Below are 12,453 nucleotides of genomic sequence, written 5' to 3'. Positions count from 1 at the left end.
AACGACACGATGGAACATGTCAGAGAGGAGCTCGATCGCCTGATCCAGCAGCGACGGCTCGGATATTCCTCGATCTCGCGGATGATCGGACGAAACTCGTCCTACATTCAGCAGTTCATCAAGCGCGGCTCGCCGCGCAAGTTGGACGATGATGACCGGCGCACGCTTGCCAGCTTCTTCGGGGTCGACGAGCAAGTTTTGGGCGGCCCGGCCGCGCCAATGCGTGACGGACTGATCGAAATACCCGTACTCAATGTCGATGCATCAGCGGGCTTTGGAGCGATTGCCGAAAGCGAGACCGCCCATACACGCTTCGGCTTCGACGAACGCTGGCTTGCCCGGCTGACCCGGGCAAAGAGCGCCAGTCTCTCGATCATCCATGTCCTAGGCGACTCCATGGAGCCGACACTCAGCGATGGCGACGAAGTACTGGTCGATGCGTCGGACCAAGGTTCGCGGCTACGTGACGGCATCTATGTCCTGCGCGCCGATGATGCGCTGGTGGTCAAGCGCGTGACGCTCAAGCCAGGTGGCCGCAAGATCACCATCAGCAGCGATAATTCGGCCTATCCCAGCTGGGATGATGTCGATCGGTCCGAAATCCAGGTGGTCGGGCGTGTCATCTGGTTCGGACGCGCGGTTTAGGAGCTCCCGTTGGCTTAGATCCCGATTTCGAAAGGCTTTACCCTTTCCTTGGTGAGTTCGGGCTTGTCACTTGCCTGCGAAGCGCTGCCAACATCCTTGTCTTGCGAAAGCCCCTTGGCAGCTGCCGCTTTGAGCCTTTGCGTTACTTCGACGGCCGACGCTTTATCGCCGCTGTTGGACTTGATGGCCCGGCCGAGTTTCTCGGCATTATCTGCAATCAGCGTAAGGCCGTCGCGAAGCCGGGTGACCGTGACCAAGAAGGTCTTCCGATTGGCGAGATTACGTTCGCGACTGTCCATCACTGCGATTCCGCGATCAGAGGTCAGTCCCTGCGCCATGTGCGCATTGAGGGCATAGGCGAGGTCCATGCGTTTGAGCATGGGGTCGCCGCGGCTCAGGCGGAGCTCCTTCCCCGCTGATGTCTCCACCAAGACGCCCTTTGTGTCGATGGCCACGATCCTCGCACGGTCGGCGTTGAACAGCCCACGCTTGTGGTCGTTGTCGGTCCAACGGATCTTGTCACCCTCGATGATTGACAGCGGCTTGCGTTCGAAGAGCGACAGGCGGCTATCGTCTGCGCCCGGCCGTAAACGCGCAGGATTGAACTTGCGAAGCTGCCCCTTCCTGTCCTCAAGCACGAGCTGCCTGCGCGCCTCGTCAATGGTCTTGACTGTGTAGTCACCCTTGGAAAGTTTCTGGGTGCTGTCGCGCGAGCGGAAGTTGAGAACCATGCCCGGCTGGTAGGTGCGAAGATAGCGAAGCTCCTCGTGTGTCACATTCACCCGCGAATGGACGGTCAGGCGCCCGGATCGCGGCCCGAGCTCGCCATTGGCCTTGAGTCCGCGCTGGACAGCATCGTTGACCGCAGAACGTAAGGCCCGTCCCGACGCGTAGATCGACGTCCGATCCCGATCCGCCGGGCTGAGCGAAAGCCACTTTTCGGCAGCAACAATCGCACTGTCCCCGCGAGCCTCGATGGTTGAAGGAGCAAGCGCCCGGAGCGCATCGTCGATGCGTCCCTCCTGCGCGGCGGCCTGGGCTCGCCGCAGGGCGGGATCGCGGCCGCGCAAATTTACATCCATGTTGGCGCGCGCGATCCCGGCCTGCTGTACGAGGTCGAAGGGCTTACCGGCATTGACGGCGCCTAGCTGTCGCGTGTCGCCGACGAGAACAAGGCGGTAGACTTCGGCAAGGTTCGCCAGCCGTACCAGCTTGGCCTTGTCCTCATTCGACACCATCGACGCCTCGTCGAGCACCAGGACATGGTCTCCGAGCGCGCTCCGAGCCTCACTCAGAAGGGAGGCATTTCCCGGCTCGGGCAGAAGCCTGCCCCATTGGGCGAGAAAGCGGGCGATGGTCATCGAACGGATGCCAGTGTCGCGCTCGAGCATCTGGACGAGCGTGTTCTGCACGGCGAGCCCCAGCACTTGCTTGCCTTCCTCGCGGAGCAGCTGGGCAACCGGCTTCATCACGCTGCTCTTGCCCGCCCCGGCAATGCCCTGGATCGCTACGATCCTGTCGCGCGACGAAAGGACAAGGCCCGCAGCATCCTCCTGCCCTTCATTGAGTGAAATTCCGTGATTGAGCGCAGCAACATCCTGAACCCGCTGCGCGGCGTCCGGCCGATCCAAGATGGGCGACACCGCACCTCGTCCCTCGTCGACATTCGCGAGAATGGTGCTTTCAAGGTCCAGCGCCTCGCGGCTCGCCAGCCAGCCTTTGTGTTCGCCTTTGCCGGGCTCGAGTGCGCCGCTTCTGACCAATGCGTTCACACGGGTTTCGACGTGATCCACCGTCGTCGGCAGCCCAAAATCAAGCGCCGCTTTCAGCAATCCCTCACGCGGGAACGCTGCCTCGCGCTGCGAGAGATGACGCACCGCGGAAGCAACGGCCTGCGCTGCCGCAATGATCGGTGCATCTTGCTTGAGGACATGGGCTGGGATCAGCGGATCAGCCGGATCGCCCTTGATCCGCTGGGCGAACTCTCTCAGCTTCGCAATTCCACGCTGAAGAAGGCTCCCTTCTTTGGAGCTGGGAATGTCCTTCGTTGCAGCCCGCATCTGCGACGCATCGATCAAACCGACAAAGTCAATCCCGACTTCTTGGGCTTTCTGCCGCCATGCATCGAGAAGGCCTTCCCGGTCCCTGACGGGCGCCTTGCTTTTCCTCGTATTGAGCACAGCAATGTCGCGGGTTTTCGGGGTGTTCTCACCGAGCTGGCGTACCGCCTCGAGGACTTCTTCGCGCCGCGTTGAAAAGGCCACGACCTGCCCGCGAGCAATGGCCGCTGCTTCGAAATTGCCGTGCTTTCCAACCGGCCCTGCTTCGTAGCCCATTTTGTCGACCGCCAGACGAAAGCGCGCCATGGTCATCGAGTTGAGCAGGGTGTTGAACGACCAAAGCTTGTCATTGCGAAGCGCGCGCCACTTCCCGTCGCTGCCTTGCGTGACATTTGCCACGACCGCATGAAAATGCAGGTTCGGCTCCTGGTTGCGGTTGGTGTCGTGCTGGAAAAGACCAATCGTCAGATTATCTGTCGCGACCTTCCCGTAACCAGCCTTGCTACTCATCCGGGTCTGCGCCGCGTTCTTTTCTGCCCAGCGCAAGGTCTCGATGACGGCCTCGCGATAGGCATCGATAATCCGCTGGTCGCCGCCCACCAGCGCAAGCAGCGACCAGCTTTTCGGCAGTGAGAATGTGAGGTCGGTTCCCGGCCTGTGGGCCTGTCCCGCATTGCCGACCTGGATACCGCCGGGAAGTTCTCCCCGCAGCAAGGCATCGAACTGCTCGGCGCTGACGCGGCCCTCGAGACCAAGTCGTTCCGCTCCCTTCCCGACCCAGGTTCCGGAACGATCGGCATCGGCGCCGGTGTAGTAATTGTCTGCCGCGAAATAGCTCGCGGCAGCCGAAGGGGAGCGCACATTGGCGACGGAAAGCATACTGTCTGGTCCTTGTCACGGCTTCCCCCGCGGCCAGGTAATCCCTGCCCATTTGCCTTTCACATGTCGGGTTCGAACTCGCCGAAATCCTTCTCCGGCGGATCTGCGACCGCACCTTCACGCAGGTCTTTTTCGACCGGCTTGAGCGACTGACGCCCGTTTTCCGCCGCACGGCCTCGTGGCGTCGAACCGCCTTTTCCAGCTGCAGCATCGCCGGCGGTTTCTGGTTCGGACGGGTGCTGTTCCGCGCCCATTGCTGGTGCATCTTCACCGGTTTGCACTGCGGCGAGAGGTAGCGTTGGACCTGCATCCAGATGTGTATCGGACCGGGATTCGGCATCGAGATCACCAATAGCGCGCCCTGCATTTAGGTTTTCAAGCGGCACAGGCTCCTGCCGATCTTGCGGCTCATCGGCGACACGGCGCTGCCCTTCGAGGTCGAATTTGAGCTGCTTTGAATCGACAGGCTTACCGGCACCGTCATCATTCGAAGCGGGATGCTCGTCATTCGGTTTCGAACCCAGGTTCGCTTGGGGCGTCGCTGCCGCAGGACCCTGGCCAGGCTTTATGAGCGGTTTCTCGCGGGCGATGAAACCTTCGGCAATACGACCACGCGTGCGCGGAATGAGCGAGACCGGCGCAGCGGGGAATCCGTCGGGAAACTTGATGTAGGCCGACAGCCGCGGAAGGTTCATGAACTGGTCGGGCAGGAGCAACGGCTCGATCTGCCGCCTGGGCGTCAGGCTGACTGCATCGCGCGCATTGTTGTACCCGTAGCTGTAGCCCTCTTCCATGTCGCGCACCTGCCGGTGACCGATGAAATCGGAGCACCAGGTCGCTGTCTCTCGATCTGCCGTCGCCAGGATAAGCTTGGTGCGCGCAAGCGAGGACAACGTCATGGCCATGTTCTCGCCATAGACTTCCTTGAGCTTGGCAAACGCATGCACCCCGGTGACGATCGCTCCGCCGAAGTTGCGCGCCGTTTGCAGCCCCTTTTCAAGCGCCGGTAGTCGATGAAGGGCACCGAGCTCGTCGATCAGGAACCACATCCGCAGGTCCTGCGTGCGCTCGAGCGTCATCAGCGTATTCATCGCCATGTCGAGCCATAGCGTGAGCAATTGCGAGGAGATGCTCATGTCGACATAGCGGGCAGAGAGGAACAGAATCGAGCCCGCCTGGCAGTCGCCTTTGACCCAGTCGCGGACCGAAAAGCGCTGTCCGGATGAGGGCAAGAGCTTGAGCACTTTCGCATTCGCATTGAACACCGCGCGGATCGATTCCGCCATGCGGGCCGCCTCCGGAGCGGTCAGCGGGTCGGCCATCGTTCCTCGCATCAGCTTATGCACTTCGGACAGGTCAGCGGTCATCAGCCGCCGTGCCAAGGCCTCGTTGGTCGCTGTGTTGGTGCGGGCAAGATGGAGACACATCTCGACGAACAGCATGCGCGCCGCGAGCACCCAGAATTGTTCTGAACCACCCCCGTCATGGGGCACGAGCGCTTCGGCCGCGGCGTGAAACTCAGCTTCCGTCGTGCAGTCGTTGAACACGCTCCATAGCGGACACCGAACATCGACAGGATTGAGAATGATGTCGCGCGCGGGATCGTAGAAGGCCTCAATGAAAGCCCCTGTGAGGTCGAAAATGACCGCGCGCTGGCCGCGTTCACGTGCTTCGGCAACAAGTTCGGTGAGCGCCACGGTCTTGCCGGTTCCGGTCGTGCCAATGAGCATGGCGTGACTCTGCTCGAGCCGCCAGGGCCAGCTTACACCGGCGAGATGTGCGGGTTGGTAGTGGCCCGCTTCGGCGAGCGCCGACGAGCTGGCAAGCCGCCACTTCCAGCCGAACTTGCGTCCCAGTTCTTCGGCCCTGAATGCCTTGTTGTGACGCTCGATTTCTTCTTCGAGTTCGTCGAGCGAAACAAGCATTGCACCGCGCTCGTGCTTGCGCTCCTTCGACCGCCCGCCAAAGCGCTCGGCGAACCACCAGAAGAACACGAATGCCGGGATCAACAGGACCGCCGCGACGAGCAATCCCTGCTTCACTGCCGATCGAAACGCCTCGACCGCCTCGCGCATCGACGGGAACTCGCGAACGATGCCAAACTGGAGGCCGACCCTTTCGCCGTCAAGCAATTCAAGGTTGACCAGTTTGGCCGGATCGAACTCCATGAAGGCGTAGAGACTGGCGTAGATGTGCATCCAGACCAGGTAGATCTGGTGATCACTCAGAGCCGACCGCACTTCCCAATAGCACGTGCCGACAGCAACAAGGCCGGTGACTATCAACGGACCCTTCAGGCCGGCTGCAAACATGAACCCAAAGTGGCCGAGCAGCTGGCTCCCGCGGGTGAAGTTCAGGAGATTATGCTTCATGGGAATGGCCTCCCATGCTCGCGTTGACGGGGAGGCCAAGACGCTCCAGGCGTCGCCGGTACGCCTCGTGGGTACGGTCGCGCAAACTCGCATCAGGATGGCTGGCTAGAAGCGCATCGAGCGCCACCGAAATGAAGATAGCCTGGCGCGCGGGATCGAGCCCTGCGGGGCGGTCCTTCGCCTCGTTATCGCGCTGCCACGCTGCGACAATGAGGTCACGGATAAAGACGCTGACACTTACGCCATGGTCCGCGGCACACTGGCGAACCCAGTTACCTACGGAGAGAGATACGAATGTCTGAAGCCGATCTTGTCGGGTCATGAAACAGGTTCCTTGTCGGGCCGACGGAACCTGGCTCACCTTGCGGAAGGTGCTGATGAGAATAAATCGTGAACAACTCGCAGTCAATCGAAAGATTAAGACAATATTTCAGTGTGATAGAGAGATGTGAGTTGTCTGCGGATCAGTGCAAAGCCGCTCAACTCGCAGACGGGTTGATTTCGCCCATAACCACATTCTTTAGCAATAACAGAGAGATAAATCCCGAAATCGCGGGGTAGGGTGTGCTCCCTTGTTCCCAAGTGCGCGAGGTGGTCCAGTCAGCAACGGGGATTGATCAAGGACGACCATTCCCGACCTCCACGATGGAGCGCGAGCAACCAGGCCTGGCACCTCTTCGGATGCAGATCGAGAGCATTTCGACGCTTCCAGCCAAAGACAGCACCTGCGAAAAAGGCAGCGGCCAAGGGCGCGTGGGAAGCAAGGCAAACGGGGCATGTCGCGTGCCCAGCTTCCCGCCGCCCGACCCGGTGCCGGTTCGCAAGTGCGCGCGGGGCCCAAGAACAGATCACGCCGCACCCTCAGGAGCGCATCGCAAGATGCGCGGGACAGAGTGCGTCCACAGCCCCGCTCCATTTATCGGGCGCCGCCGCATTGCGGTGGGCGACCGTCAGAGCAACCGACCGAACCTGATTCTTGTGCCTGATTGGACTATCCGGCGAACAAGAAAAAAGGGCAGGAACCGTTCCCGGTTCCCGCCCTGTCGGTCGTCTCAGAACTCGTCGAGCATGCCGCCGTGGACCGTGTGGACCACCCGCGCTGCGAGATGCGCTGGCAAGATGTTGTAGTCACCTTCGTCGAGGGCAAAGTACCCGAGTTCATCATCCTCGATAACGTGCTGATCGAAGAAGCTGTGCAGCGCTCTCTTCTCGGCTGTTTCGAGAGCCTCGAAATAGCTCCGTGACGGAAGGGCGCAATGCATCGAATAAGCCATGATAATCCTCCTGATTTCTGTCGTGAGACGACAGGAGGTGCGCGCGATGGTCTTGTGCATCCCGGGTCAGGGATCGCCCGAATGGGCGACCGCAATAGCGGCGGTGGGGGTAACGATTTTGTTCGCTGCCGGATGCAATCCGGTGGCGGGCAAAATGGTGGGGCCCCGCCGTCCTTGAGGCGGGAGGCGCAAGGCCATCATGCTGGGAGAACCGTGAGCAAGAACCCACCACCTCCACCCGGATCAAACATCTGCTGGGTGCGAATTGCCTTTCCTACACCCCGATGTCGCGGGCATAGAAGCAATTGGGGAGCAGATCCGAGGGGGACAAAAGGACAAGTAACATGCCCCGGAACAGGAGCGCGATTGTAGCCCTGCAAAAGCTCGAAGCAGACCGCGAGGCGCTCGACGCCAGACAACGCGAGCTCGAAGTACAAGCAGCCAGGGAACTCGGCGAAATCATCTTGGGAAGCGGCCTCGAAAGCTTCTCGAAGAAGGGCCTGAGGCAGGTTGCCGAAGAACTCGGGAAACTCGGCGAGAATGCCGCGATCGAGAAACTGACGGGGCGTGGTGCAACCCGTGCTTCGAATGCAGCGGCAAGAACCCAGTAACCACAGAAGAAGAGGCCCTGCCGCTTGCGGCAGAGCCTCTTCGTAAGGGGACGATCGGGATCGATGTCAGTCGATATCGGGAGCGTCGGTGTTGTCGTTGTCGTCGCTCGAACCACTACCGTGGGAGAGGAAGTCGACCTTGTCAGCAAGGATCTCGGTACCGTAGCGCGTGACCCCGTCCTTGTCTTCCCACTGGGTGTAGTGGATGCGCCCCTGGACCGATACCAGCTGGCCCTTGGAGCAGTACTGGCCGACGGTCTTGGCGAGGCCGTTGAAGCAGGTCACCCGGTGGAACTCGCTTTCCTTGGCGGTGTAGCCGCTCTCGTCCTTGTAGGTCTTGCCGTCCTTGTCGCGTGCAGGGCGATCGGTGACGACGGTGATCCCGGTGACATTGGTGCCGCCCTTGGTCTCGCGGGTATCGGGCTCGCGAGCGATGCGGCCAGTGAGGATTGCGATATTGGTCATGATAGTAGTCCTTCAGTTCCTCAAACCGGAGACCATCTCCGGCTTGCGAACATTCAGAAGAAGCAGGACATGGGAGGACTGCACCGCTGGAGCGAAGCTCCAAGGGAAACCCGTTCATGACGGGTGGTGCGGGCAGGCGCGCGAAGCGCGACCACACGGCCGGAAAGGAACGGGTTGCTGTCCGCTGGAGCGAAGCTCCAAGGGAAACCCGTTCATGACGGGTGGTGCGGGCAGGCGCGCGAAGCGGGACCACACGGCCGGAAAGGAACGGGTTGCTGTCCTCAGCTGACCTGATTCAGGACTGTTCGCGAAGAAAGCCGGATGGGTATCGGGTGCGGGTCTGAAGGTGCCGTGACCGGCACTTCCAATCAGGCTTCGCCTTCGCCTTCCGATGCCGCCAGCAGATCCATGAAGTTGCGGGCAGCTTCCCGGTCTTCTTCGTTCTCGAACGCCACGTCGAGTTCGGGGGCGGACCCGAACATGTGCAGGAACGACCACAGTGCAAAGCGCTTGCCCCGGTCCTCCTCAAGGCCGAGATCAACCCGGCAATGCTCGATGCCGGCTGACAACGTCTCGGGAGCAACCCCGGAGAGGTCGGTGGTGGCAAAGTAGCGCTGCAGCAGATCGTCAAGTTGCATGACCGGTCCATAGTCGGGTCTGCGCCGAATGCACATCCGGGCAATGCAGTTGCAGATTGTAAAGGCCCCCTCAGGACCCGGGAGAGGTGCCCAAGGGGCCGCGACGATCGACCACGGTGATCCGGCGCGTCTTGGCATCGATCACCAGCCGTTCGGTCACGCCATTGCCCGGAAAGGCGACGACGTAACGCGGATTGAGCGAGAGCATCTGCTCGTTGCGCTTGAACCCGGCGCGGGCACCAAGCCGACGGTCGAGCGAATAGGTCAACTGCTGGACCTCGCGGCGCTCGGCCCAGCTCGCGGCGAGGCGATCGGCACCCTTGCCGTCGCCGCCATGGACCAGGAAGAGATCGGGAACCGCATCGCGAACCTTGTCCAGCGTCGCCCAGATATTGTCGGCGTAGGCGCGCGCGTCCTCGGAGCTCTCGAAGCTCTGGCGACCGCCGGCGAAGACGACCGGAGTGCCTTCCGGGATCAGGGCGTGACGCCTGTTCTCAGCGCGTGCGCGGAGGAAGTCGCGGGCATCGATCACAGCCGAGGTAAGGTGGCGCGAATGGCTCGTGCGCGAGCCCGAAACAGGCTTCCACGAGGACCCGGTCTCGTCGCGATAGAGTGCTGCCGCAGCCTCGCGCATCTGCTCGAAGGCCAGCATGCTGGCTTCTGCAGCCTGCGCGCGCTCGACCTGCTCTTCAAGATTGCTCGAATGCACTTCGGAGCCATCGGCTGATGCGAGGAGGACCCGGATCTCGTCGCTGGCCCGATCAAGCTGAGCGGACTTCCGGCTGGCGGCACGGTGAAAGAGATTGACCACGCCCCAGGCAATATCCTCGGCATCGGCCTCAAGGGCCGTGTCGGAAAACATCGCGAAAAGGTCGGACCATACGGCGCCAAGCGTCTGGTCGATCGCATCCTGGCAAGGAAAGTCGGTTGCGTTGAATGGGGCGGGCCTGATGCTGAGGCCTGACAAGTCAAGGCCGCTCAATTGATCAATGAAGCTGTCGTACATGGGGTGTCTCCTGATCGGGGGACAAGGAGAGGAGGCACCATTGCCTCGGACCTGTCCGCCGGAGCCCGATCAGGGCCGGGGAAAGGGGCGCGACGCACCGCGTAGCGGGGAACCTGCGGCCCTAGGCTGGCGCGGGCAACACGGGCCGACGGGCCGCAGGTTGCGGCGCGCCCCAACCGGCCCAAGGGCCTCTCCCGGCGGACAGGGATGAGGCAGTATCAGGATCCGGTGTTGCAGATGGATCGGGAGTGCTCGAAGATCGCTTCGCCATTTGAGAACCGACCGACCAGGCGCAACTCACCAAACAGGTCGATGAACCTACCCGAGACTTGGCCAAGCCAGTGCCGTGCTCTCGCCGTTCGTGGGTTGTAGAAATCGGCCTCCCAGTACCGGGCATCGTCGCGCTCGGCGAGCCAGATCGCCGCGATCCCACAATAGGTCGATATGCCGCAATCGGCGAAGGCGTTGCGCAGGAGGATACGGTCCTCGCGGCCGCGCCATCCATCGAAGTCCTCGAAGGATGGGAAGGCTGCCTTTGTGGTATCGATGATCTCGTCGATGAGGCACTCGTAGGCCCAGTCGACATCGTCGTCTTCGCCGTCATCTAGCAGGCGAAAGGCCACCACGGAGCCGGTCGGATAGCTGACGGAACGTCCCATCTCACGGCTCCTCAGGCTGCATCAGCGAGATCGATGTCGGTCTCGCTTTCGTTGGATTGGCATCCACCCAGTTCGAGCAGCATGTTGGCCGCTTCCTCGGCTTTGGCAGCCGCGGTCAGGATCGCACGTTCGTCCGATTTGAGGATCTTGAGCCAGGACGCGATGTAGCTGGCGTGATGGTCGAGGTGGGTGACCGGAAGACCAAGTTCGGCCCCAAGAATGGCTGAAGACAGTTCGGCGATCAGTTCTTCGGCAGCATAGGCGTCGCTGCCGAACCGGTTCTTTAGATCGCGATCGAGCCGCGAAGAATGCCCCGTCCAGTGTGACAGCTCGTGCGCGAGCGTCGCATAGTAGTGGTCGTAGGCATCAAAGAGTTCGGCTCGCGGCATAGTGACCCGGTCGCGAAGCGGCTCGTAATAGGCCTGCGCGCCATGATGGCGCAGGTCTGCGCCCACTTGACCGAAGAAGGCATCAAGTCGGTCTTCGCGCCCTTCGGGCTCCAGCGCGGCAACCAGCGGCTTGGGATGATAGAACTCGGGGAGGCCATCGCACTGGTCGGCGTTGAACACGGCATAGGCCTTGAGCACGCGCCGGTTTTCGGTGTCGGCCTCGCCTTCGGCGTTCTCGACCTCCTTGGTGTAGCTCCTGTAGAAGATCGCGATGGTCGATTTCTCACCCTTGCGGACCTGCCCTCCGATCGCCTGGCACTGGCGATAGGTCATCCAGTAGGGCGAGGCGTAGCCACAGCCGTCGGCTACCATCCACAGCCAGAAGGTGTTCATACCGCGATATGGTGTCCCGCAGGAACGTAACGGCCGCGAGACGGGCACACCGCGCCACGGCTTGACCCAAGGTTTGGTGCCTTGCTCGAGCTTTTCGATAATGGCGGCGGTGATGCGCGCGGCAGGCGATGTCGAAGCTGTGCGGCGGGACGTGGTCATGGAAGGTCTCCTGATCGCCGGAACGAACTTGTCCCGGTTCAGAAGAGCAAAGCTCCCTCCCCTCTCGTTTAAGGAGAACGGCTATGCGCTATCGCGTCAGTCATTAAAGAGTTGCCGACGATCGCCTCAAAGCGGTCATAGGATCAGTCGGCTCGATCTGTCCGCAATGTTCGACAGTCCGGAAAGCCTCCTTTCGGGAGCGCGATTGGACTAGCGGACACTCCCGGTAGCGAAACGGCGCGTTGGCTTTGGCGTCCATCCCGGGAGCTCATGGCCAATTGCGATCCTCCCGAAAGCAGTCGTTTGTTCATCCGCGCTCGTCGTCCAAGCGTCGCGCAGACAACATGCTTTGCTACGCCGACGGAACTTGATACCGTCTCCTATCGGAGGGGTAGCATGAAAGATCTGACCGTCATTGAAGCACAGTTGACGCGCGTCTTGAACTTTTTCCCCCGCGTCGACACCAAGGTCGCTGGGCTCTTCACCGTCAATTCTGCTGTACTGACGGTCAGTGCGCTCAATGTACAAGCTGGCGATCTCAAACAATGGTACATCGCCATTCCCGCTGTTTTTCTGGTCCTTGGCTTAGTTGGGTCATACACATTTCTCTATCGGTGCAACTTTCCTGATCTTGAGGGCGGTCAGGGCAGCCTGATCTATTTCGCCGCAATCCAAGACCGCACGGAAACCAAATTCAAGGACGAGTTCGAAGCGGTTAGCGAGGCGGACTATCGCGCTGACATGCTTGGCCAAGTCTGGCGCAATTCCCACATTCTGTGCGAGAAATACCGGGCCATTGCTGTCGCAATCCGTATTACGCTGGCGACCTTCCTGCCTTTTGCGATCTTTCTGGTGATGACGGCAATCGAACATAGCCGGATACCCATGATTCGCGGGTAATCA

12 protein-coding genes are annotated in these 12,453 nt (G+C 61.1%); 3 read left to right on the top strand and 9 right to left on the bottom strand.

The genetic code is table 11. From position 1 onward, the window contains the following. Positions 1-9: 9 nt before the first annotated feature. Positions 10-645 carry a S24 family peptidase gene (locus tag AAG612_RS11540; RefSeq protein ID WP_221601636.1) on the top strand — a complete coding sequence of 212 codons (636 nt, stop codon included), beginning with the start codon at positions 10-12 and terminating at the stop codon, positions 643-645. 14 nt (positions 646-659) lie between these two features. On the opposite strand, the gene mobF is transcribed toward AAG612_RS11540, so the two are convergent. The 4 genes from mobF to AAG612_RS11520 form a co-directional block, all read right to left on the bottom strand. Then, positions 660-3,584: a MobF family relaxase gene (gene mobF, locus AAG612_RS11535; RefSeq protein ID WP_253521899.1), complete on the bottom strand. Its 2,925-nt coding sequence runs from the start codon at positions 3,582-3,584 to the stop codon at positions 660-662. Positions 3,585-3,643: 59 nt separating this feature from the next. Next, complete coding sequence (locus tag AAG612_RS11530; RefSeq protein WP_342510351.1) at positions 3,644-5,956, bottom strand: type IV secretion system DNA-binding domain-containing protein; 2,313 nt, start codon at positions 5,954-5,956, stop codon at positions 3,644-3,646. Continuing rightward, complete coding sequence (locus AAG612_RS11525; RefSeq protein WP_253521897.1) at positions 5,946-6,278, bottom strand: hypothetical protein; 333 nt, start codon at positions 6,276-6,278, stop codon at positions 5,946-5,948. Before AAG612_RS11525 ends, AAG612_RS11530 begins: the two co-directional genes overlap by 11 nt. Before the next feature lie 730 nt (positions 6,279-7,008). Further along, the gene (locus AAG612_RS11520; protein WP_050599527.1) at positions 7,009-7,230 is read right to left on the bottom strand and encodes a hypothetical protein; all 222 of its coding nucleotides are present in this window, start codon (positions 7,228-7,230) and stop codon (positions 7,009-7,011) included. Positions 7,231-7,574: 344 nt separating this feature from the next. Here AAG612_RS11520 and AAG612_RS11515 point away from each other — a divergent pair, with 344 nt between their 5' ends. Beyond that, complete coding sequence (locus AAG612_RS11515) at positions 7,575-7,841, top strand: DUF6437 family protein (protein WP_253521894.1); 267 nt, start codon at positions 7,575-7,577, stop codon at positions 7,839-7,841. Between the two features lie 66 nt (positions 7,842-7,907). Here AAG612_RS11515 and AAG612_RS11510 read toward each other — a convergent pair whose 3' ends face one another. From AAG612_RS11510 to AAG612_RS11490, 5 genes are all read right to left on the bottom strand, one after another. Then, positions 7,908-8,306 carry a single-stranded DNA-binding protein gene (locus AAG612_RS11510; RefSeq protein ID WP_253521892.1) on the bottom strand — a complete coding sequence of 133 codons (399 nt, stop codon included), beginning with the start codon at positions 8,304-8,306 and terminating at the stop codon, positions 7,908-7,910. 368 nt (positions 8,307-8,674) lie between these two features. After that, positions 8,675-8,944: a hypothetical protein gene (locus tag AAG612_RS11505; protein ID WP_253521890.1), complete on the bottom strand. Its 270-nt coding sequence runs from the start codon at positions 8,942-8,944 to the stop codon at positions 8,675-8,677. A 70-nt stretch (positions 8,945-9,014) separates the two neighbouring features. Continuing rightward, the gene (locus AAG612_RS11500; RefSeq protein WP_253521887.1) at positions 9,015-9,950 is read right to left on the bottom strand and encodes a DUF2493 domain-containing protein; all 936 of its coding nucleotides are present in this window, start codon (positions 9,948-9,950) and stop codon (positions 9,015-9,017) included. A 218-nt stretch (positions 9,951-10,168) separates the two neighbouring features. Then, a complete protein-coding gene (locus AAG612_RS11495; RefSeq protein WP_253521885.1) occupies positions 10,169-10,609 on the bottom strand; it encodes a hypothetical protein in 441 nt (146 codons plus the stop codon). 11 nt (positions 10,610-10,620) lie between these two features. Continuing rightward, on the bottom strand, positions 10,621-11,550 hold the full coding sequence (locus AAG612_RS11490) for an ArdC family protein (protein ID WP_253521883.1): 930 nt from the start codon (positions 11,548-11,550) through the stop codon (positions 10,621-10,623). Positions 11,551-11,946: 396 nt separating this feature from the next. On the opposite strand from AAG612_RS11490, the gene AAG612_RS11485 reads away from it, so the two are divergent. Further along, positions 11,947-12,450 carry a Pycsar system effector family protein gene (locus AAG612_RS11485; RefSeq protein ID WP_253521881.1) on the top strand — a complete coding sequence of 168 codons (504 nt, stop codon included), beginning with the start codon at positions 11,947-11,949 and terminating at the stop codon, positions 12,448-12,450. Positions 12,451-12,453: the final 3 nt, after the last annotated feature.

Origin of the sequence: Citromicrobium bathyomarinum (genome assembly GCF_038594605.1) — a bacterium.
Classification (GTDB): domain Bacteria; phylum Pseudomonadota; class Alphaproteobacteria; order Sphingomonadales; family Sphingomonadaceae; genus Alteriqipengyuania; species Alteriqipengyuania bathyomarina_B.
The sequence above is the reverse complement of the archived record's forward strand: the minus strand, read 5'-3'. Positions and strand labels throughout refer to the sequence as shown.

What these genes read in the sequence shown, in the direction of transcription:
- AAG612_RS11540 (WP_221601636.1), top strand. Translation starts at nt 10, where the DNA reads ATGGAACATGTCAGAGAGGAGCTCGATCGCCTGATCCAGCAGCGACGG.
- mobF (WP_253521899.1), bottom strand. Translation starts at nt 3,584, where the DNA reads ATGCTTTCCGTCGCCAATGTGCGCTCCCCTTCGGCTGCCGCGAGCTAT.
- AAG612_RS11530 (WP_342510351.1), bottom strand. Translation starts at nt 5,956, where the DNA reads ATGAAGCATAATCTCCTGAACTTCACCCGCGGGAGCCAGCTGCTCGGC.
- AAG612_RS11525 (WP_253521897.1), bottom strand. Translation starts at nt 6,278, where the DNA reads ATGACCCGACAAGATCGGCTTCAGACATTCGTATCTCTCTCCGTAGGT.
- AAG612_RS11520 (WP_050599527.1), bottom strand. Translation starts at nt 7,230, where the DNA reads ATGGCTTATTCGATGCATTGCGCCCTTCCGTCACGGAGCTATTTCGAG.
- AAG612_RS11515 (WP_253521894.1), top strand. Translation starts at nt 7,575, where the DNA reads ATGCCCCGGAACAGGAGCGCGATTGTAGCCCTGCAAAAGCTCGAAGCA.
- AAG612_RS11510 (WP_253521892.1), bottom strand. Translation starts at nt 8,306, where the DNA reads ATGACCAATATCGCAATCCTCACTGGCCGCATCGCTCGCGAGCCCGAT.
- AAG612_RS11505 (WP_253521890.1), bottom strand. Translation starts at nt 8,944, where the DNA reads ATGCAACTTGACGATCTGCTGCAGCGCTACTTTGCCACCACCGACCTC.
- AAG612_RS11500 (WP_253521887.1), bottom strand. Translation starts at nt 9,950, where the DNA reads ATGTACGACAGCTTCATTGATCAATTGAGCGGCCTTGACTTGTCAGGC.
- AAG612_RS11495 (WP_253521885.1), bottom strand. Translation starts at nt 10,609, where the DNA reads ATGGGACGTTCCGTCAGCTATCCGACCGGCTCCGTGGTGGCCTTTCGC.
- AAG612_RS11490 (WP_253521883.1), bottom strand. Translation starts at nt 11,550, where the DNA reads ATGACCACGTCCCGCCGCACAGCTTCGACATCGCCTGCCGCGCGCATC.
- AAG612_RS11485 (WP_253521881.1), top strand. Translation starts at nt 11,947, where the DNA reads ATGAAAGATCTGACCGTCATTGAAGCACAGTTGACGCGCGTCTTGAAC.